21 protein-coding genes, 1 tRNA gene and 1 pseudogene are annotated in these 19,546 nt (G+C 71.5%); 12 read left to right on the forward strand and 11 right to left on the reverse strand.

Annotation, left to right across the window (positions count from 1 at the left end; translation table 11 throughout):
- From ABD345_RS37670 to pknB, 6 genes are all read left to right on the forward strand, one after another.
- On the forward strand, nucleotides 1–404 hold a 404-nt coding region (locus tag ABD345_RS37670), incomplete at its 5' end, for an FHA domain-containing protein (RefSeq protein ID WP_344558997.1).
- 12 nt (nucleotides 405–416) lie between these two features.
- Nucleotides 417–938, forward strand: a complete 522-nt coding sequence (locus ABD345_RS37675) for an FHA domain-containing protein FhaB/FipA (RefSeq protein WP_344558998.1) — start codon at nucleotides 417–419, stop codon at nucleotides 936–938.
- 45 nt (nucleotides 939–983) lie between these two features.
- Entirely contained in the window at nucleotides 984–2,510 is a 1,527-nt protein-coding gene (locus ABD345_RS37680; RefSeq protein WP_344559000.1) for a PP2C family protein-serine/threonine phosphatase, read from the forward strand.
- Between the two features lie 34 nt (nucleotides 2,511–2,544).
- On the forward strand, nucleotides 2,545–4,050 hold the full coding sequence (locus ABD345_RS37685) for an FtsW/RodA/SpoVE family cell cycle protein (RefSeq protein ID WP_344559001.1): 1,506 nt from the start codon (nucleotides 2,545–2,547) through the stop codon (nucleotides 4,048–4,050).
- On the forward strand, nucleotides 4,047–5,504 hold the full coding sequence (locus ABD345_RS37690) for a peptidoglycan D,D-transpeptidase FtsI family protein (RefSeq protein WP_344559002.1): 1,458 nt from the start codon (nucleotides 4,047–4,049) through the stop codon (nucleotides 5,502–5,504). The genes ABD345_RS37685 and ABD345_RS37690 overlap by 4 nt, the downstream gene beginning before the upstream one ends.
- Before the next feature lie 281 nt (nucleotides 5,505–5,785).
- Nucleotides 5,786–7,837 (forward strand): Stk1 family PASTA domain-containing Ser/Thr kinase, encoded by a 2,052-nt coding sequence (pknB, locus tag ABD345_RS37695; RefSeq protein ID WP_344559003.1) that lies wholly within the window; start codon nucleotides 5,786–5,788, stop codon nucleotides 7,835–7,837.
- 90 nt (nucleotides 7,838–7,927) lie between these two features.
- On the opposite strand, the gene ABD345_RS37700 is transcribed toward pknB, so the two are convergent.
- The 5 genes from ABD345_RS37700 to ABD345_RS37720 form a co-directional block, all read right to left on the reverse strand.
- Nucleotides 7,928–8,653, reverse strand: coding sequence for a class E sortase (locus ABD345_RS37700; protein ID WP_344559004.1), 726 nt, complete (start codon nucleotides 8,651–8,653; stop codon nucleotides 7,928–7,930).
- A gap of 18 nt (nucleotides 8,654–8,671) precedes the next feature.
- Nucleotides 8,672–9,637, reverse strand: a complete 966-nt coding sequence (locus ABD345_RS37705; RefSeq protein WP_344559005.1) for a class E sortase — start codon at nucleotides 9,635–9,637, stop codon at nucleotides 8,672–8,674.
- A 4-nt stretch (nucleotides 9,638–9,641) separates the two neighbouring features.
- Nucleotides 9,642–10,304: an aminodeoxychorismate/anthranilate synthase component II gene (locus ABD345_RS37710; protein ID WP_344559006.1), complete on the reverse strand. Its 663-nt coding sequence runs from the start codon at nucleotides 10,302–10,304 to the stop codon at nucleotides 9,642–9,644.
- Between the two features lie 58 nt (nucleotides 10,305–10,362).
- Nucleotides 10,363–10,533 (reverse strand): hypothetical protein, encoded by a 171-nt coding sequence (locus tag ABD345_RS37715; protein ID WP_033254177.1) that lies wholly within the window; start codon nucleotides 10,531–10,533, stop codon nucleotides 10,363–10,365.
- A 112-nt stretch (nucleotides 10,534–10,645) separates the two neighbouring features.
- A complete protein-coding gene (locus ABD345_RS37720) occupies nucleotides 10,646–11,416 on the reverse strand; it encodes a DUF881 domain-containing protein (protein WP_380274044.1) in 771 nt (256 codons plus the stop codon).
- Between the two features lie 154 nt (nucleotides 11,417–11,570).
- Between ABD345_RS37720 and crgA the strand changes: the two genes are divergently transcribed.
- Nucleotides 11,571–11,825: a cell division protein CrgA gene (crgA, locus tag ABD345_RS37725; protein WP_344559009.1), complete on the forward strand. Its 255-nt coding sequence runs from the start codon at nucleotides 11,571–11,573 to the stop codon at nucleotides 11,823–11,825.
- A gap of 267 nt (nucleotides 11,826–12,092) precedes the next feature.
- On the opposite strand, the gene ABD345_RS37730 is transcribed toward crgA, so the two are convergent.
- On the reverse strand, nucleotides 12,093–13,034 hold the full coding sequence (locus ABD345_RS37730) for a rhomboid family intramembrane serine protease (RefSeq protein WP_344559010.1): 942 nt from the start codon (nucleotides 13,032–13,034) through the stop codon (nucleotides 12,093–12,095).
- Between the two features lie 122 nt (nucleotides 13,035–13,156).
- Complete coding sequence (locus tag ABD345_RS37735; protein ID WP_344559011.1) at nucleotides 13,157–13,684, reverse strand: peptidylprolyl isomerase; 528 nt, start codon at nucleotides 13,682–13,684, stop codon at nucleotides 13,157–13,159.
- A 166-nt stretch (nucleotides 13,685–13,850) separates the two neighbouring features.
- Between ABD345_RS37735 and ABD345_RS37740 the strand changes: the two genes are divergently transcribed.
- On the forward strand, nucleotides 13,851–14,786 hold the full coding sequence (locus ABD345_RS37740) for a DUF5324 family protein (RefSeq protein WP_344559012.1): 936 nt from the start codon (nucleotides 13,851–13,853) through the stop codon (nucleotides 14,784–14,786).
- A gap of 77 nt (nucleotides 14,787–14,863) precedes the next feature.
- On the opposite strand, the gene ABD345_RS37745 is transcribed toward ABD345_RS37740, so the two are convergent.
- From ABD345_RS37745 to ABD345_RS37760, 4 genes are all read right to left on the reverse strand, one after another.
- A tRNA-Ala gene (locus tag ABD345_RS37745) sits at nucleotides 14,864–14,936 on the reverse strand.
- Nucleotides 14,937–15,046: 110 nt separating this feature from the next.
- Entirely contained in the window at nucleotides 15,047–15,175 is a 129-nt protein-coding gene (locus ABD345_RS37750; protein ID WP_014137031.1) for a DLW-39 family protein, read from the reverse strand.
- A gap of 100 nt (nucleotides 15,176–15,275) precedes the next feature.
- On the reverse strand, nucleotides 15,276–15,665 hold the full coding sequence (locus ABD345_RS37755; protein WP_344559013.1) for a DUF6191 domain-containing protein: 390 nt from the start codon (nucleotides 15,663–15,665) through the stop codon (nucleotides 15,276–15,278).
- A 69-nt stretch (nucleotides 15,666–15,734) separates the two neighbouring features.
- Entirely contained in the window at nucleotides 15,735–16,763 is a 1,029-nt protein-coding gene (locus tag ABD345_RS37760; protein ID WP_344559014.1) for a hypothetical protein, read from the reverse strand.
- Between the two features lie 1,177 nt (nucleotides 16,764–17,940).
- Between ABD345_RS37760 and ABD345_RS37765 the strand changes: the two genes are divergently transcribed.
- From ABD345_RS37765 to ABD345_RS37775, 4 genes and pseudogenes are all read left to right on the forward strand, one after another.
- A complete protein-coding gene (locus ABD345_RS37765) occupies nucleotides 17,941–18,237 on the forward strand; it encodes a transposase (RefSeq protein WP_380274033.1) in 297 nt (98 codons plus the stop codon).
- A pseudogene (locus ABD345_RS40400) lies at nucleotides 18,234–18,479 on the forward strand (IS3 family transposase); the annotation flags it as partial. The gene ABD345_RS37765 and the pseudogene ABD345_RS40400, both read left to right, overlap by 4 nt.
- On the forward strand, nucleotides 18,470–19,105 hold the full coding sequence (locus ABD345_RS37770) for an IS3 family transposase (protein ID WP_344559015.1): 636 nt from the start codon (nucleotides 18,470–18,472) through the stop codon (nucleotides 19,103–19,105). The pseudogene ABD345_RS40400 and the gene ABD345_RS37770, both read left to right, overlap by 10 nt.
- 43 nt (nucleotides 19,106–19,148) lie before the next feature.
- Nucleotides 19,149–19,469: a site-specific integrase gene (locus tag ABD345_RS37775; RefSeq protein ID WP_344559016.1), complete on the forward strand. Its 321-nt coding sequence runs from the start codon at nucleotides 19,149–19,151 to the stop codon at nucleotides 19,467–19,469.
- The last annotated feature ends 77 nt before the right edge of the window (nucleotides 19,470–19,546 follow it).

Raw genomic sequence — 19,546 nt, forward strand, 5'->3', positions numbered from 1 at the left:
CCGCCGCCCCGTACGGCGCCCCGCCGCCGCCCGTCGCCCCGCCCGCGATGCCCGCGCCCGCCCCGGCGCCCGCCGCGCCGGGCAACGTGCGGCCCTTCCCCGGCGCGGGCCACGGCGGCGCCGGCACCCGGCGCTGGATCGAGGTGAACGGCGCCCGGCACCAGATCAGCCAGAACGCGGTGGTGCTCGGCCGCTCCACCGAGGCGGACATCCGGATCGACGACCCCGGGGTGTCCCGCAAGCACGCGGAGATCCGTCCCGGTACGCCCGCGATGGTCCTGGATCTGGGCTCCACCAACGGCATCGTGGTGGACGGGCAGCACACCCAGCGCGCTACGCTCCGCGACGGCTCCCGGATCGTCCTGGGGTCGACCACCATCGTCTACCGACAGGTCGAAGGGTAGAAGCGGGCCGGTATGTCTGATCTGACCCTGACGGTCATGCGGCTGGGCTTCCTCGCCGTCCTCTGGCTGTTCGTCATCGTCGCGGTGCAGGTGATCCGCAGCGACCTGTTCAACACCAAGGGCGCGGCGCGCACCGCCCAGCGGGCCGCCGCCCCCGCCCCGGCCGGGGCGGGCCGCCCGCCGCAGGGCCAGGCCCCGCAGGCCGCCGCCCAGCAGGCCCAGGCCCGGCAGCGCCGCGGCCAGCCCACCCACCTGGTGGTGACCCAGGGCTCGCTGGCCGGCACGACCGTCGCGCTGCAGGGCCAGACCATCACGCTGGGCCGGGCGCACGACTCCACGATCGTGCTGGACGACGACTACGCGTCCTCGCGTCACGCCAGGATCTACCCGGATCAGGCTGGGCAGTGGACGGTGGAGGATCTAGGCTCCACCAACGGCACCTATCTCGACCGGCAGCGGCTCACCACGCCGATGCCGCTCCAGGTCGGCGTGCCGATCCGAATCGGCAGGACCGTCATCGAGCTGCGGAAGTAGTCAGCGCATGAGGACCAGCTCCACCCGAAGGAGGGCCCGGACAGCATGAGTCTCGTGCTGCGCTTCGCCGCCGGCTCGCACAAGGGCCTGATCCGTGAAGGGAACGAGGACTCCGGCTACGCCGGGCCCCGGCTGCTCGCGGTGGCCGACGGCATGGGCGGGGCGGCGGCCGGCGAGGTCGCCTCCTCCGAGGTCCTCGGCTCGATCGTCCGGCTCGACGAGCCGCACCCCGGCGCCGACCTGCTGAGCCTGCTCAACGAGGCGGTGCAGACCGCCAACGACCGGCTCCGGCAGATGGTCGAGCAGGACCCGCAGCTGGAGGGCATGGGCTGCACCCTGACCGCGCTGCTGTGGGACGGCCAGCGGATGGGCCAGGTGCACATCGGCGACTCCCGCGCCTACCTGCTGCGCGACGGCCGGCTGGACCAGATCACCCAGGACCACACCTGGGTGCAGCGGCTGGTCGACGAGGGCCGGATCACCGCCGAGGAGGCCGAGACCCACCCGCAGCGCTCGCTGCTGATGCGCGCCCTGGACGGCCGCGGCCAGGTCGAGCCCGACCTGTCGATCCGCGAGGTCCGGGCCGGCGACCGGTACCTGATCTGCTCCGACGGCCTGTCCGGCCCGGTCAGCCACCAGACCCTGGAGGAGACGCTCGGCGGCTACTACGCGCCCGAGCAGACCGTCCAGGAGCTGATCCAGCTGGCGCTGCGCGGCGGCGGCCCGGACAACATCACCTGCATCGTCGCCGACGTGATCGACGTCGGCGCCACCGACCCGCTCAGCGGCCAGGCCGCCGAGGCCCCGGTGGTGGTCGGCGCGGTCGCCGAGAACCAGCCGCACCATCAGTTCAACGACCCGCAGCTGCTGGACACCCCGGCCGGCCGGGCGGCCGGCCTCGGCCGCGGCCAGGCCCCGCAGCCGCAGGGCCCGCAGGGCGCCTTCGGGCCCGCCCAGGGCTACGAGGGCGGCTACGAGCAGCAGCCCGGCTTCGGCGCCCCGGCGGGCGACTTCGGCCCCGCCGAGGGCTACGGCGCCCCGGCCGGGGGCTTCCCGCCCGGCGAGGGCGGCTACGGCGAGGCGGAGTACGGCGCGCCCGGCGAGGGCTTCGACCCGGACGCCCCGGTCGACCGCCGGAAGAAGAAGCGCGGCCTGAAGCTCACCCTGATCGGCGTGCTGGTGCTCGCGGTGCTCGGGGCCGGCGGTTTCTTCGCCTGGCGGTGGAACCAGGACCAGTACTACGTCGGCGCCCAGGACGGCCACGTCGCGGTCTACCGCGGCCTGGACCAGAACCTGGTCGGCATCGAGCTCAGCTCGGTCTACCAGCAGTTCTCCGACGTCGAACTCAAGTACCTGCCCGCCTACCAGCGCGACCAGGTCAGCAAGAAGATCCAGGCCGACGGCCTGGTCGACGCCCGGAAGCAGGTGGACGCCCTGCGCGCGCAGGCCGCCGTCTGCAAGAAGGTCGAAGAGTCCAAGAACGCCCCGGCCGCAGGCGAGGGCACCGAGCCGTCCGCGCCGCCGCTGACCGAGCAGGAGCAGCAGCTCGCCGCCTCCTGCTCGGCCCAGTAGGGCCGCGGTCGAACCCGGGGGGTTTCACACAGGCATGAGCACCTTCGACGTGAGCGGCGGCCGCGCGCCCGCCACCGGGCGCCGCCGCGCCGCCGGCCGGTCCGCCGGGGACGCCGTGCCGAACCGGCGCAACACCGAACTGCTGATGCTGGCCTTCGCGGTGGTGATCCCGGTGTTCGGGTACGCCAACGTGGGCCTGGCGATGGACGGCACGCTGCCCGCCAACATCCTGGCGTACGGCCTGGGCCTGGGCGTGCTGGCCGGCGCCGCGCACCTGGCGGTGCGCCGGTTCGCCCCGTACGCCGACCCGCTGCTGCTGCCGCTGGCGACGCTGCTGAACGGGCTCGGCCTGGTGATGATCTGGCGGCTCGACAAGGCCGGCAAGCTGCTGAGCAACAACTACCCGGCGACCACCAACCAGCTGATGTGGTCGGGCCTGGGCATCGCGCTGTTCATCGGCGTGATGTGGCTGCTCAAGGACCACCGGATCCTGCAGCGCTACACCTACATCTCGATGGTGGTGGCGCTGGTGCTGCTGGCCGCGCCGGCCTTCTTCCCGTCCCAGGACGCGAACTTCGGCGCGAAGATCTGGATCCGCATCGGGTCCTTCTCGATCCAGCCCGGCGAGTTCGCCAAGATCATCCTGACCATCTTCTTCGCCGGCTTCCTGATGGTGAAGAAGGACGCCCTGGCGCTGGCCAGCCGCAAGTTCATGGGCCTGTACCTGCCGCGCGGCCGCGACCTCGGCCCGATCGTGGTGGTCTGGCTGCTGTCGATCCTGATCCTGGTCTTCGAGACCGACCTCGGCTCGTCCTTCCTGTTCTTCGGCCTGTTCGTGGTGATGCTGTACGTGGCCACCGAGCGGACCAGCTGGATCGTCTTCGGCCTGGTGATGTCCTTCGGCGGCGCCGCCGTGGTCGCCACCACCGAGCCGCACGTGAAGACCCGCATCAACGCCTGGCTGGACCCGATGGCCGCGTTCGGGCCGAACCACCCGAAGTACTCCTCGGAGCAGATCGGCCAGACCCTGATGTCGCTGGGCTCCGGCGGCACCGTCGGCACCGGGCTCGGGCAGGGCCGCAGCTGGCTGATCCAGTTCGCGGCCAAGAGCGACTTCATCCTCGGCTCGTTCGGCGAGGAACTGGGCCTGACCGGCCTGATGGCGCTGTTCATGGTCTACGGCCTGGTGGTGCAGCGCGGCCTGCGCACCGCCCTGGCGGCCCGCGACCCGTTCGGCAAGCTGCTCGCGGTCGGCCTCAGCTCGGCCTTCGCCCTCCAGGTGTTCGTGGTCGCGGGCGGCGTCACCGGCCTGATCCCGCTGACCGGCATGACGATGCCCTTCCTGGCCCAGGGCGGCTCCTCGGTGGTCGCCAACTGGGCGCTGATCGCCGTCCTGATGAAGATCAGCGACACCGCCCGCCGCCCGGCCGCCGAACCGACCGCCGAACCCGCCCCGGCCATCCCGGAGCCCGCCGGTCCCGACCGCTACGGGCCGCCCGGGTACGGCGCACCGGGCCAGAGCAGGGGAGCGTCCTCGTGAACAAGCCGATCCGCCGGGTCTCGATCTTCTGCCTGGTGCTGATCCTGGCGCTGATGGCCCGGGTGAACTGGGTGCAGGGCGTGCAGGCCTCGGCCTGGGCGAGCAACCAGCACAACGAGCGGACCAAGTACGACCGGTACGCCACCCCGCGCGGCAACATCATCGTCGGCGGGCAGCCCGTCACCAAGTCCGACTTCGTCAACGGCCTGCGCTACAAGTACAAGCGCGCCTGGGTGGACGGGCCGATGTACGCCCCGGTCACCGGCTACTCCTCGCAGATCTTCGACTCCAGCCAGTTGGAGAAGCTGGAGGACGGCGTGCTCTCCGGCACCGACTCCCGGCTCTTCTTCCGCAACACCCTGGACATGCTGACCGGCAAGCCCAAGCAGGGCGGCGACGTGGTCACCACCATCGACCCGAAGGTGCAGAAGGCCGGCTTCGAGGGCCTCGGCGACAAGAAGGGCGCCGCGGTGGCGATCGACCCGCGCACCGGGGCGATCCTGGCGCTGGTCTCCACCCCGTCCTACGACCCGGGCACCTTCGCCGGCGGCAGCGACGCCGACTCCGCGGCCTGGACGGCGCTGCAGAACGACCCGAACCAGCCGATGCTGAACCGGGCGCTGCGCCAGACCTACCCGCCCGGCTCGACGTTCAAGCTGGTCACCGCGGCCACCGCGTTCGAGACCGGCAAGTTCCAGGGCCCGGGGGACGCCACCTCGACCCCGGACACCTACATCCTGCCGGGCACCAGCACCCCGCTGGTCAACGACAGCCCCGACGAGCCCTGCACGAACGCCACCCTGGTGGACGCGATGGCCATCTCCTGCAACACGGTGTTCGGCAAGATCGGCGCCGAGCTCGGCGGGGACACGCTGCGCGCGCAGGCCGAGAAGTTCGGTTTCAACAACGACAAGGTCGACATCCCGATCCGGCCCACCGCCAGCTACTTCCCCAGCAACTCCTCCCCCGACGGCACCGCGATGGACGCCATCGGCCAGCACGACACCCGGGCCACCCCGCTGCAGATGGCCATGGTGGCCGCCGCGATCGCCAACAACGGCTCGCTGATGCAGCCCTACCTGGTCTCCCAGGAGGGCGCGCCCGGCCACGCCATCTCCACCCACACCGAGCACCAGATGAGCCAGGCCGTCTCGCCGGAGACCGCGCAGAAGCTCCAGCAGCTCATGGAGGCGGTCGTGAAGGGCGGCACCGGCAAGCGGGCGAGCATCCCGGGCGTGACGGTCGGCGGCAAGACCGGCACCGCGCAGCACGGCCAGGACAACGCGGGCAAGCCGTTCGCCTGGTTCGTCTCCTACGCCAAGGACTCCGGCGGCAAGCAGGTCGCGGTCGCGGTGGTGGTCGAGGACGGCGCCGCGCAGAGCTCCGAGATCTCCGGCGGCTCGATCGCGGCGCCGATCGCCAAGTCGATGATGCAGGCGGCGCTCGGCAAGTAGGTCCGGTCGCATGCGTCACATTCCGGCCGCCGGTCCTCGATCGGCGGCCGGAATTGTCACAATGGGACCGTCCCGGTCGATACCGGTCTGGTCTCAGCTGGCGGCCTGCCCGGGGCAGCTCAGGTTCGCCCGGTAGCGTATCCGCCAGCAGCGGGTGTACCCGCAGCCGGAAACCGCCGGCCCGGCCGTGGAACCGCGGCCGGGGCCGAGGCGTCCGAAGAGAGCGTGCGGGGACACCTACGTCACATCCTCACCGACCGGTGGGGGAGAGGGTCGGAGATATGGAAGAGCCTCGTCGCCTAGGCGGCAGGTACGAGCTCGGCGGCGTCCTCGGGCGCGGTGGCATGGCCGAGGTGTACCTCGGCCACGACACCCGGCTCGGCCGCACCGTCGCCGTGAAGACCCTCCGCACCGACATGGCCCGCGACCCCTCCTTCCAGGCCCGGTTCCGCCGCGAGGCGCAGTCCGCGGCCTCACTGAACCACCCGGCCATCGTCGCGGTCTACGACACCGGCGAGGACTACATCGACGGGATCTCCATCCCGTACATCGTCATGGAGTACGTCGAGGGCTCCACCCTGCGCGAACTGCTGCACACCGGGCGGCGGCTGCTGCCCGAGCGGGCGCTGGAGATGACCATCGGCATCCTGCAGGCCCTGGAGTACTCGCACCGGGCCGGCATCGTGCACCGCGACATCAAGCCCGCCAACGTGATGCTGACCCGGCAGGGCAACGTCAAGGTGATGGACTTCGGCATCGCCCGCGCGATGGGCGACGCCGGCATGACGATGACCCAGACCTCCGCGGTCATCGGCACCGCCCAGTACCTCTCCCCCGAGCAGGCCAAGGGCGAGACCGTCGACGCCCGCTCCGACCTGTACTCCACCGGCTGCCTGCTGTACGAACTGCTGACCGTCCGGCCGCCGTTCGTCGGCGACTCGCCCGTCGCGGTGGCCTACCAGCACGTCCGCGAGGAGCCCGCGCCGCCGTCCTCGTACGACCCCGAGGTGCGCCCCGAGATCGACGCGATCGTGCTCAAGGCGCTGGCCAAGGAGCGCGACTACCGCTACCAGTCGGCCGACGAGATGCGCGACGACATCGAGCGCTTCCTCGACGGCCTGCCGGTCGCCGCCGCCCAGCAGGCGGCCTACGGCATGGGCGCGGCCGGCTACGGCTACGACCAGGGCGGCAACCAGTACGACCCGTACGGCCAGACCAACGTGCTGCCCCAGCAGGGCGGCGGCCCGACCACCATGCTGCCGCCGGTCGGCAACCAGCAGCCCGCCCCCTACGGCGGCTACCAGGACAACGGCTACGGCGGCGGCAACGACGGGGACGGCTACGAGGGCCGCGGCAGCCGGCGGCGCGAGGAGCAGCCGAAGAAGAACAACACCTCCTGGATCGTGCTCGCCGTCGCGGCGGTGCTGGTCCTGGTCGGCGCGTTCTTCGTGGTGCAGTCCATCGTGAAGACCGGCGGCACGAACGCCGGGAAGAGCACCGTCCCGACCCTGACCGGCATGAGCCTGGAGGACGCGACGGCCGCCGCGAAGGCGCAGAGCGCCAAGCTCAAGGTGACCGCCGGGGACCCGGCCGCCGACTGCCCCGACCCGAAGATCCAGAAGGACCAGGTCTGCACCCAGAGCCCGGCCGCGGGCGGCCAGATGGCCGCCGACGGCACGATCACGGTGCACCTGGCCGCCGCCGCGGCCCAGGTCGCCGTCCCGGACGTCTCCGGCCAGGCCAAGGACGCCGCGAGCAAGACGCTCAAGGACAAGGGCTTCGACGTCAAGATCACCTACGCCAACGACGACAAGGTCGAGCAGGACAAGGTCATCTCGCAGGACGTCAAGGACAAGGCCGCCCCGGGCGCCACGATCACCCTGACGGTCTCCTCCGGCCTGCAGAAGGTCGCCGTGCCGAACGTGATCGGCAAGGCCGTGGACGACGCCACCCAGATCCTCACCACCGCCGGCTTCACCGTCACGCCGACCAACAAGATCGTCACCGACCCCACCCAGGCCGGCCAGGTCCTCGACCAGAGCGTGAAGAACACCCAGGCCAAGCAGGGCACCGCGATCACCATCACGGTCGGCCAGCTCGCCGACAAGGTCCCGATGCCGATCACCGAGGGCCACACCTACAAGCAGGTCATCGCCGACCTGCAGAAGAGCCACCTCCAGTCGGTGGTGGTGAACGGCGGCCCGCAGGACGACAACGCGATCGTGATCAAGAGCGACCCGCCGGCCAACACCCTCATCCCGCCGAACAGCACGGTCCAGCTGTGGACCAAGGCCGGCGACAAGACGCCGCCCGACCCCACCACGAAGCCGTAGCGCGGCGCGGCAGGGGAACGGCCGAGGGGCCGCACCGTTCGGGAGGAACGGTGCGGCCCCTCGGCCGTCCTGGCGGCGCGTCAGCGCCCGTCAGCGCAGCTCCGGCGGCGGGGTGCGCCTCGCGTCCACCGGGTCGACCCGGACCAGCTGCGCCCAGACCGCCATCCGGTACCGGGAGGTGTACACCGGCGTGCAGGTGGTCAGCGTCAGGTAGCGGCCGGGGCCGGTGAACGGCGAGCCCTCGGGGACCGGCGCCACCACGCCCACGTCGTACTTGGAGGTCTGCGGCAGCGTCCCGGCGACCCGGTAGACGTACCAGGAGTCCTTGGTCTCCACCACCACCGGATCGCCCGCCCCGAGCCTGTCCAGGTCGTGGAACTTCGCGCCGTGCCCGTCCCGGTGCGCCGCCAGCGCGAAGTTGCCCTCCGGGTCCCACGGCATCGCCGAGCGGTACGGCTCCTCGTACACGCCCGCCACGCCCTCGTTGAGCACCTCCGCGGTGGTGCCCATCCGGATCAGCGTCTGGTCGCCCTTCCCGAAGGCCGGCACGTGCAGGAAGCCCAGCCCGTCACCCGCCGCGTACTGCGGCACCGGGGCGGTGTCCCCCGGCGGCGCCGCCGGGCCGGACCAGCTGTTCCGGAGCTGGTCCCCCGCCCGCCCGGCCGCCCGCTCGGCCACCACGTCCGTCCACCAGAGCGAGTACCCGACGAACAGCGCCAGCACCAGCCCCAGGGTGATCAGCACCTCCCCGAGCAGCCCCAGGGCCACCCCCAGCCGTCCGCGCCGCTGCCGCCCGCCCCGAATGGCTGTGCCCATGGTGCCGTGCCTCGCTGCTCAGTGTTGCCCGGTCAGCGCCTCCGGCTGCCCCTGGCTCCTCGGCCGTTCCTCGACCATCTTGCCAAACACGATCAGTCTTCCCCGGGCACTGAACTCCGGCGTGCATGTCGTCATGGTCAGGTAGCGGCCCGGCGTGTTGAACGGCGAGCCCTTGGGGACCTTCTGGAGCACCGTCACGTTGCTCGGCGGGGTCTCCGGGATGCCGCCGGCCACCTCGTACGTGTAGTACGCCGTCGCGGTCTCCACCACGATCTTGTCGCCCGGCACCAGCTGGCCGATCTTCCGGAACGGCTGCCCGTGCGTGGTGCGGTGCGCGGCGACCGCGAAGTTGCCGTCCGGGTCGGAGGGCATCGCGGTGCCCGTGTAGTGGCCCACCAGGCCGTGGTCGAGCACCTTCTGCTTGTCGGTGCCCTCGGCGACCGGGTAGTCCAGGCCCAGCTTCGGAATGTGGATCATGGCGAAGCCCTCACCGGCCTCGAACTTGGTCTGCGGCGGCGGCGTGCTGCCGTTCGGCACCGGCTGCGCCCACTGCTTCTCCAGCTTGTTGCCGGCCGCGCTGGCGTCCCGGTCGGCCAGCACGTTGGTCCACCACAGCTGGTACGAGACGAACAGCAGCATCACCGCGCCGAGGGTGATGAACACCTCCCCCAGCAGCCGGGCCAGCACCACCCGCTTGCGCTCCGGCGGGCGCGGCGGCCGCGGCCCGGCGGGCCGGGCGGTGGCCCGGCGGCGCCCGGTGCCCGCCCCCCGGCGGCCGGCGTTGCGGCGGCGGTCCGCCCGGCCGCCCTCCGCGGCGGCCGGCCCGGGTATCGGCTCCGGTCCGGGCTCGACGTCCGACCCGGCGCCGGACGTGTCGGACAGCCGCAGCTTCAGGGTCTGCTCGGCGGGGGGCTCGTAGACGCCCCACTGCTCCGACTCCCCCAGCTCCTCGGGAACGCCCCCCTCCGGGCGCACGGAGGTCACCGCGTCAGCTCCGGCCGATGACCGGGGCGAGGCCCGCCGAGCGGTCCACCGCCTCCGGGTACCCGCACTCGGCGAGCCAGTTGGCGAGCATCCGGTGGCCGCCCTCGGTGAGCACCGACTCCGGGTGGAACTGGACGCCCTCGACCGGGAGTTCGCGGTGCCGCAGGCCCATGATCACGCCGCTGTCGGTGCGCGAGGTCACCACCAGCTCGGCGGGCACCGTGGCCGGGTCGACCGCCAGCGAGTGGTAGCGGGTCGCGGTCAACGGCGAGGGCAGGCCCGCGAAGACGCCGCCGTCCTCGTGCAGCACCGGCGAGGTCTTGCCGTGCAGCAGTTCGGGCGCCCGCCCGACCACCGCGCCGTGCGCGACCGCGATCGACTGCAGGCCCAGGCAGACCCCGAACAGCGGGAGTCCGGTCCGGGCGCAGTGGTTCACCATCTCCACGCACACCCCGGCCTCCTCCGGCGTGCCGGGCCCGGGGGAGAGCAGCACCCCGTCGTAGCCCTCGTCGCCGGACCGCGGCCGGGCGTCGGCCACGGTCAGCTCGTCGTTGCGGACCACCTCGCAGACCGCACCCAGCTGGTACAGGTACTGGACGATGTTGAAGACGAAGCTGTCGTAGTTGTCGACCACGAGGATCCGGGGCGTTCTGCCGGCGGAGGTCATCGCTACTCCTGGGATGCGGGTGCGTCGGAGGACGGAGGGGCTCGGAACGGTGCCGGGCTCAGCCGCCGTTGCCCTGGTCCACCGTCACGTTCCCGAAGGGGAGCAGCGGCTCGGCCCACGGGAAGACGTACTGGAACAGGACGTAGACCACCCCGAGGACGAGCAGCAGTGCGATCAGCGCGCGGACCGGCGCGGGGCCCGGGAGATGCCGCCAGATCCAGCCGTACATGGTGCTCCTCGGTGATTCGGGTCTGCACAAGCGTAGACGCCCGGCCCCCCGGCCCAGGAGGGTATCCGCGCAACGGGCGGATCGCGGGGGTCCGGGGCGGTCCGGGGCGGGGTCAGGGGGCGGAGGCGGCCCGCAGGTCGGCGGATCCGGTGTAGCCGGGCAGCGAGAGGTCCCCGCTCTCCTGGACCTTCCAGCCCAGCCCGTAGGCGGCCACGTAGCCCAGGTAGTTGCGGACGGTCGGGTCGGCGTCCACCGCGGAGCGCAGCGCCTCGCTCTTCCCGACCGCGCGGATCACGTACGGCGGCGAGTAGACCCGGCCCTGCAGCAGCAGGGTGTTGCCGACGCAGCGCACCGCGCTGGTGGAGACCAGCCGCTGGTCCATCACCTGGATCCCCTCGGCGCCGCCCCGCCACAGGGCGTTGACCACCGCCTGGATGTCCTGCTGGTGGATCACCAGGTCGTTGACGTCCGGCTCGGGGACGCCCGGGATCCGCGCGGTGGCGTTCGGCGGGGCGTCGTCCAGGGTGACGGTCAGCCCGGGCCCGCGCAGCCCGTCCAGTCCGGCGGCCTGCTGCAGCTCGGCCAGCCGGGCGGCGTCGTCCGGGCTCTGCCCCTGCTGCTGGGCCAGCCGGTCGGCCCGGTCCCGGTCGGCGGAGACCTGCTCGGACAGCTGCTGGTTCTGGGTGGAGCGCTGCTGTATGACGTCGCTCAGCTTGAGCAGCGAGTTGTCGGTGCGCAGATCGGTGCCGTGCGCGGTCTCCGCGCTGACGTAGAACAGCAAACCGGCGAGCGCGAAGACGGTGCAGGTCAGGGCACGTCCGACAATTCGCCCACGCCGGGGGCGCGGAGCGGGGGACGGCGAAGAAATCGTGGAATCAGGCACCGTACCCTTATCTCCTTATGACCCGGCGAGCCACTACGCTAACGGACGCCGGTGGCATGTGCGGAGGACCAACCGTACGGACCGGCCCACCATTTGCCGCCCGCCCACGCTGACCCACCCGCGCGGTCACAGCGCATCGACAGGAGAACCCCTCGTGCCGAAGTCTCGACTCCGCAAGAAGGCCGATTACACGCCGCCTCCGAGCACCGCGACGGCCGTGAAGATCAGTTCCGGCCGGAGCTGGGTGGCACCACTGATGCTGGTGTTCTTCCTGGTCGGCCTGGTCTGGATCGTCACCTACTACGTGACCAGTGGTGACTGGCCGATCGGCAGCTGGGGCAACTGGAACATCCTGGCCGGTTTCGGCTTCATCGCCGCGGGCTTCGGCGTCTCCACGCAGTGGAAGTGACGCCGGGCCGAACCGCCCGGCGGGCCCCGGCCCGATCCGTCCCCGCAGCACCCGCCCCGCACCGCTCCGGCCGCCGCGCCGGAGCGGTGGCCGGGCTGCCCGGAGCCGGGTCGTGACGGAGCGTCCGAACGTTTATCCACAGGGTTGTCCACAGTGGGGAAAACTTCGCCCTGCCTGTGGATAACTCGCAACGCGGCAGCATAACGCGCGTAGAGCCGGGAAATCCAATCGGAGGGCGCCCCCGGCGCCCGCCGCCTGTGCACAACCTCACCCCGGCAGGCGCGCCGTCCCGACCAACAGCATCAGCAGGATCAGCACCAGCCCCCCGGCCACCGTCAGCCCCTGCACCTGGTTCCGGCGCTCCCGCGGGGCGTAGAACATGCCGACGGCCACGGCCGCGCCCATCACCAGGCCGCCGACGTGCGCGCGCCAGTCGATCGTGATCGTGTCGGCCCCGACCGGGCCGTTCCCGTTCAGGGCGAAGGTGAGCACCAGGTTGACCACCAGCAGCGCGATCACCGGCTGCATGGGCGTCCTGGTCACCTTGAACAGCACCGCGGTGGCCCCCAGCAGGCCGAAGATCGCACCGGAGGCCCCGACCGTGAACATGTCCTGACCGATCAGCAGGTAGGCGAACGCGTTGCCCGCCAGTCCGGCCAGCAGGTACAGGGCCAGGAACCGCAGCCGGCCGAGCACCCGCTCCAACTGCGGTCCGAGCACCCAGAGCGAGAACATGTTCATCGCGACGTGCAGCAGCCCGCCGTGCACGAACGTCCCGGTCAGCAGCCGGTACCACTCCGTCGGCCCTTCGGCCACACCTGCCCGCGCCCCCCACACCGACGCCGCGCTGCCCATCCCCAGCCGGAGCTGCCAGTCGGGCGCCAGGTACTGGGTGAGCAGGAACACCGCCAGGTTGATCCCGATCAGCACCTTGGTGACCAGCGCCCCGTCACCGATCGCCAGCAGCGCACCGGCCGAGGTCCTGGGCCGCTGCCGGGCCCGCTCCTGCCGGGCGTCGGCGCCGTGCACGCAGTCCGGGCACTGGAAACCCACCGCGGCGGGCACCATGCACTCCGGGCAGACCGGCCGCCCGCACCTGGCGCAGCTCACCCCGGTCTCCCGCTCGGGGTGGCGGTAGCAGCCGGGCAGCCCGCTCCCCCGCCCCTGGCCGTCCGCCGACGTCGGCCGCACGGGCTCCTCCGGATGCATCGCCGCTCTTCCTCCTCAACGAAACGGTCCCGGCGCCGCCCGCCGTCGAGGACGGGGCACCGCCGGGACCGCCCAGGCTACTGCGCGCGGCCCCCGCGGGGAGGGCCGACGCGGAGCGGGCCTCAGCCGCGCGAGACGACCACCTGCTGGATCACCACGTCCTGGACCGGGCGGTCGTACGGCTTGGTGGTGGCGGTGGTGGCGATCGCGTCCACGACCTTCCGGCTGGCCTCGTCGGTGACCGCGCCGAAGATGGTGTGCTTGCCGGTCAGCCAGGTGGTCGGGGCGACCGTGATGAAGAACTGCGAGCCGTTGGTGCCCGGGCCCGCGTTGGCCATCGCCAGCAGGTAGGACTCGGTGAAGGCGAGGTCCGGGTGGAACTCGTCGGCGAACTTGTAGCCCGGGCCGCCGGTGCCGTTGCCCAGCGGGTCGCCGCCCTGGATCATGAAGCCCTCGATGACCCGGTGGAACACCGTGCCGTCGTACAGCGGCTTGGCGGCCAGCTCGCCGGTCTCCGGGTTCTTCCACTCGCGGGTGCCCTCGGCCAGCTCCACGAAGTTGGCGACGGTCTTCGGCGCGTGGTTCGGGAAGAGCTTGACCACGATGTCACCGTGGTTGGTCTTCAGGGTGGCGGTGAGTTCCTGGGCCACGAGACGTACCTTCCTGTTTTCTACTGACTATCCGAGGAATCATCCCACGCGGCTCGCGGACGGCTCAGCCGAAGGTGCCCGGCGGGCGGGCCCGAGGCATGATCTCCTATCAGGTGGAAAGGTGCAGACCGGACAACGCCGGACACCCGCCGAGAAGGAGAAGCCCGTGAGCCGTACGGACACCGCGCGTGAGACCGCCGGACGGGCGAAGGACGCCGTCGCGCCCTACGCCGTCTCCGCCAAGGAGGCCGCCCTGCACTACGCGGAGGAGGCCAGGCAGGCCCTCGGCCCCAGGCTGGAGGCGCTCGGCCCGAAGGCCGCGGCCGCCGGGGCACAGGCCAAGGCGGGCGCCGGCCAGGCCGCGCAGGTCGCCCGGGTGCAGTACGTCAAGCACCTCGCCCCGCACCTGGAGCACGCCTTCACCAGCCTCCCCCCGGAGACCCAGAAGGCCGCGCTCCGGGCCGTCCACCGGGCCCAGGAGGCCGCCCTGGCCGCCAAGCTGTCGGCCGGGCAGGCCGCCGGACAGGCCAGGGCCACCGTGGTGCCCAAGGTCGCCGAGACCTTCCAGGCCGCCAAGGACACCGTCACCCCGATCGCCCAGGAGGCGCAGCACCGCGGCGCCGCCGCCGTCACCGCGCTGCACGGCAACGTCAGCGCCGCCGAGATCGGCGCGCTGGCCGCGAAGAACGCCAAGAAGCAGCACCGCAACAGCTGGGCCACCGGCCTCGCGGTGGCCGGCACCCTGGCGGTCGGCACCGGCGTGCTGGCCTGGCAGTGGTACCGCAAGCAGAACAACCCGGAGTGGCTGACCGAACCCCCGGCGCCGGTCACCCCGCCGGACGCCGTCCCGGCCGGCGCCTCGCCCGCCCCCGCGGCCGACGCGGCCCCCGTGGCCGACACGGTCACCGGGGTCTCCGCCGCGACCGCGCCGACCCCCGGCAGCGCCGCCGGCGCCCCGGTCGGCGGAGCGGTGCTGAACGGCTCCGTCCCCCACGAGGAGCCCGACGCCGCCGAGGACCGGTCGGCCGACCCCGAGCACGCCGACCCCGAGCACGCCGACGACGACCGCCCCAAGCCGCACGACCCGCGCAAGCCGCACTGAGCGCGTCCCGGCCCGCGCGTGCGCAGACGGAACGGCCCCCGACCCGGAGTACCGGGTCGGGGGCCGTTCGGTGATCGTGGAGCCTAGGGGAGTCGAACCCCTGACATCTGCCATGCAAAGACAGCGCTCTACCAACTGAGCTAAGGCCCCGAGCAACGGGGGATAGCCTACCCGCTCCCGGGCAGCCGCCCACGCGGGATTCGGACCGGCCGCGGCCCGTGCTCCGCGGGCCGGTCCGAGAAGACTTCGCCAGTCGGCGCTCAGCGGCCGGCCGGGACCGGGTCGGTCGCCTCGGTCCACAGGTCCTGCTCGGCGCGGTCCGCCTGGACCTGACGGTAGACAAAGAAGCCGCCGAGGGCGACCAGGGCGACCAGGAGGAGCTTCTTCACCGTGGGACCTCGTCCTTCTTGCTTGCTTGGATGTGTGAGAACGAACCAGCGGTCAGGGTGCAGACCGCCCTGGGGCCGATGATACACACCGGTAACCCGTTCAAGAGCGGCCCCCGCCACCGCCAACCGACCGATCCGCGACCGGCTTTGACGCCCCACCATCAGTGCGATCGTCCGACCGCCGGTCCACCCCGCGGATCACCGCCAGACCGCCGTCCAGGTCCACCGTCGAACGCGGCGGGGCGCCCTCGCCGTCCTCGTCCCGGAGCATCAGCGTGGTCCTCCGCTGCTCCAGCTCGGCCTGCTTCCCGGCCGCGAACTGGGCGTGCAACTGCTCGAACCCGGTCGCCGAGACCTGCCCCTCCCGGCCCGTCCCGCGCCAGGGCACCCAGCGGCTCCGGCTGGCCCGCAGCGCGACCTGGTCCACGAACGCCAGCACCACCAGCGCGCAGACCAGGCCCGGCAGGCTCATCGCCCAGAAGACGCTCATGCCCCGACAACGCGCCCGGGCGCGCCGCCGTTCCCGCCCGGCGGCGCGCCCGGACCCTCCGGCTACCGGCTACCGCCGACGCCGCCGCCCCCGCAGCAGGTGGGCCACGTCCCGGCGGATCGCCCGGACGTCCTCGGCCAGGGCGTCCTGCCGGGCGTCCATCGCGTCGATCCGGGTCTCCTGCCGGGAGATCCGCTCACCGATCGCGGTGATCAGCACCCCCTGCGCCTCCAGCCGCCGCTCGATCGACCCGACCGACACCACCAGGCCCCCGACCACCATCGGCAAGTCCTCCAGCGTGAACGCGTACTCCGGCTCCTCGACGTACGGCGGGACCACCGGCCCGTCCTCCTCCGGCGGGTACGCCCCGAACGACTCCAGACCGTCGATCCGCCGCCGCCAGGCCGCCACCGCCGGGCTCCGCCGACCCGCCTCGTACTCGTCCCAGCGCAGCTCGCTCCACCGCCGCCACGGCCGCGCCCGGAAAGCGTGCACCACCGGGGGCTGCACCACCGGCCGGGCCGCCTCCTCCACCGCGTCCAGCAGCCGCCCGCGCACCCGCCGGGCCACCTCGCTGTCCCGCAGCAGCATCGCGACGTTCAGCACGGCCCGCCGCGAGTAGAGGGCCACGCCGTTGCCACCGCCCTGCGGGCGACCGTAGGGGTTGTCCACAGGCGGGGCGGGGACGTAGGGGGTTCCGTCACCTCCTCCGGTGTCGCTGACCTGCCAGAGTTTCATGTTGAAGCTCTGGTTCTCGTTTTCCACAGGGTGCGCCGGTCGCTCGGCCTCCTCGGGCCGCCGGTCACCCCCCTGCGGGCCGCTGACCTGCCAGCCGTTCGTTTTGAACGGCTGGTTCGCGGGGTTATCCACAGGCTTGAGCACGGTGTACCCGTTGCCCTCCAACTCCTGCCGGTGGCGCCGGAGCAGGGTCCGGATGGTCTTCTCGCTGACCTCGAAGTAGTCCGCCACCATCCGCGTGGTGACGTACAGCCCGTCGGGCAGCAGGACGAGGGCCTTGACCTCGTCGAGGACTTCGGTGCGCTCGCACAGGCCGCTTCGGAGCGTCCTGGATTCGAGCAGCGCGGCTTCCATGGACATGGGTTGCCTCACAGGGTGAATGAAGACATGACGTGGGAACCGCCCGGGTGCCCGGGGCGGGCGGGGCCGGATCATCCGCCGACCGGAGCAGAGGTCGCGCTACGTCCCACGTCACCCAGTGACCGGCTCTGTCGGCCGGCCATCCACGACTTCACATCGGTTTCGAGTCAGCTCACCCTGTGTTGCCTCTGCGCACCGGGCCCAACGAGCGGGCGGCCGGGAGGTCACGGGGCGGAACACGTCGAAGGCCCCGATCACCAGGTGATCGGGGCCTTCGCGCCGGTGGGCCTAACAGGACTTGAACCTGTGGCCTCTTCCTTATCAGGTGATCACTCTCGCGGCTCTCCACCTGTGTCTGGCCCCTATATAGAGGTCAGCCGTGCACTGTTGTCACGGTCCGTCTGCTCGGGTGCGCTGGTGTTGGCGTACTGCGTTGGCGTACGCCAACACGTCACACCAGGGTGGGGCTGCTGTCGGCTACAGTCGCAGAGGAACCTTGCCGCACGTACGGCGAAGTTGTGTCTCGAAAAATGGGTCTGGCCCCGGTTGCAGCCGGGACCAGACCCTGTGCGAGGCGATGGGCCCGGCCGAACTGCTACCGGCCGGGCCTACTTACTGCCCGTACCGTTGCCGCCCGTCCCCATGTTCATGCCTAATGCATGAGCCTCGCCATCTGCTCGGCGATCGAGACCAAGAGCCCGAGCGCGCCGATACCAACCAGCCACCAATCAGGGCTGTCGATCCTCCTGCGCGGCCTCCGCGACCTTCTCGCCATCTGCCAGACCCCTCCCACTCGGCCCCGAAGGGCTAGCCCCTCCGAGGTGCGGCACGGACCCAAACGAGCCCGAAACGAGGAGAGCGGCGGGAGCTGACGATCAGAAGGTTAGCGTTCGCGGGATGCCCAAGCGGCACGACGGCAAGGTGGTACCACGTGGGTTGGAGCTTATAAATCGGCGGGGATTTCATTCTTGTGAGACGACTTCGTTTCGCAGGGTGGTATTTGCGCCCCGCTGCCTCCGCAGCCCGCCAGAGACCCTCTGTAGCGCCTCGGCGTGTCGTTCGAGCGTGCATGTGATGTCTGCCACACAGGGGCTATGCAGGTGGGCTTGATCCGCTTTGACGGACACTCCTGGTCGAGGGCTTCGGCCTCGGAAGGATGATGTCCATCATGGAGAGCATGGGGAAGAAGCCGAGGCCCAGACGCTCGTTCACGCCGGAGTTCAAGGCTGAGATCGTCGACCTTTGCCGGCGCGGTGACCGGTCCGTCGGTCAGATCGCGAAGGACTTCGACCTGACCGAGACCGCGGTGCGGGACTGGGTGCGCCAGGCCGAGGTGAACATCGGCGAGCGGAACGGTCTGACCAGTGACGAGCGCGAGGAACTGGCCCGGCTGCGGCGGGAGAACCGCCGCCTGCGCGAGGACGTGGACATCCTCAAGCGCGCCACGGCTTTCTTCGCGAAGGAGACCCGGTGACGGTCCACCCGTTCATCGAGGCGGAGAAGCAGGCGGGTCACAACGTCAAACGGGCGTGTGAGCTGCTCAAGGTCTCCCGTGCCGCCTTCCACGCCCGCCGCAACAGCCAGCCCGCTCCCCGCGCCGTCCGCGACACTGAGCTGACCTCGAAGATCACCGAGATTCACGCGGACTCCCGGGGAAGCTACGGAGCCCCACGCGTCCGCGCCCAGCTCCAGCAGCGCGGAGACCGGTGCGGACGGCGCCGCGTCGCCCGGCTCATGCGCCAGGCAGGAATCGAGGGCCGGCACCGCCGACGACGCCACCGCACCACGATCCCCGACCCGAACGCCGCCACGCGACCGGCCTGGTCCTGCGCGACTTCCGGCCCGATCCGACCGGCCTCGACGCACGCTGGTGCGGCGACATCACCTACATTCCGACCGAGGAGGGCCGGCTCTACCTGGCCACCGTCATCGACATCGCCTCCCGCCGCGTCGTCGGTTGGGCCACCGCCGACCACCTGCGGACAGAGCTGGTCACCGAAGCTCTCCGAACCGCCTACCGAACCCGCCGCCCCAACGGCCCGGTGATCTTCCACTCCGACCGCGGCTGCCAATACACAAGCCGTGAATTCGCCTACCTGGCAGGGGAGCTCGGGCTCCGCTTGTCGGTCGGCCGGACCGGTCAGTGCTGGGACAACGCCCTCGCCGAGTCGTTCTTCGCCACTCTCAAGCGGGAACTGATCGGAGACCGACGATGGCCAAGCCGGACCGCCACCCGCTCCGCGATCTTCGAATGGATCGAGGGCTGGTACAACATACGCAGGTTGCACAGCAGTCTCGGCTATCGCAGCCCCGCTCAGTACGAGAACGCCCTGCCGGCCTGACCAACACACCGAGGGTGTCCATCAAAGCGGAGCAAGCTCAGGGGTGCGGCGCATCCCGCTCAAAGACACCCGGCACACCACGGCCAGCCTGCTGGCCGCGCTGGAGGTTCACCCGAACGATGCGCAGAAGATCCTCCGGCACGCCCGGGTGACCACCACGCTCGGGATCTACACCCATGTGCCAACCGCCACACAGCGCGCCGCCGCCTCCGCACTGGACGAGCGCTTCCGAGAGCTGCTGGACCGGGCCCCCGGGTACCTGAGGTCGCTCTCCGCCAGGAAATCAGCTCTGCACCTGTTCTACAGGCATCTCGCCGCCTGCCATAGGCGTTGGGAGAAGCCTCAGAAGCGATTCCCAAACTGATGGACACGGCTGCTGCTCGAACCTTCGTACGCATCAGCCTCGTTCGGGTGATCGCTCCGCAGCTGGCGCATGGAAGA

Source organism: Kitasatospora saccharophila (genome assembly GCF_039529925.1).
Lineage (GTDB): Bacteria > Actinomycetota > Actinomycetes > Streptomycetales > Streptomycetaceae > Kitasatospora > Kitasatospora saccharophila.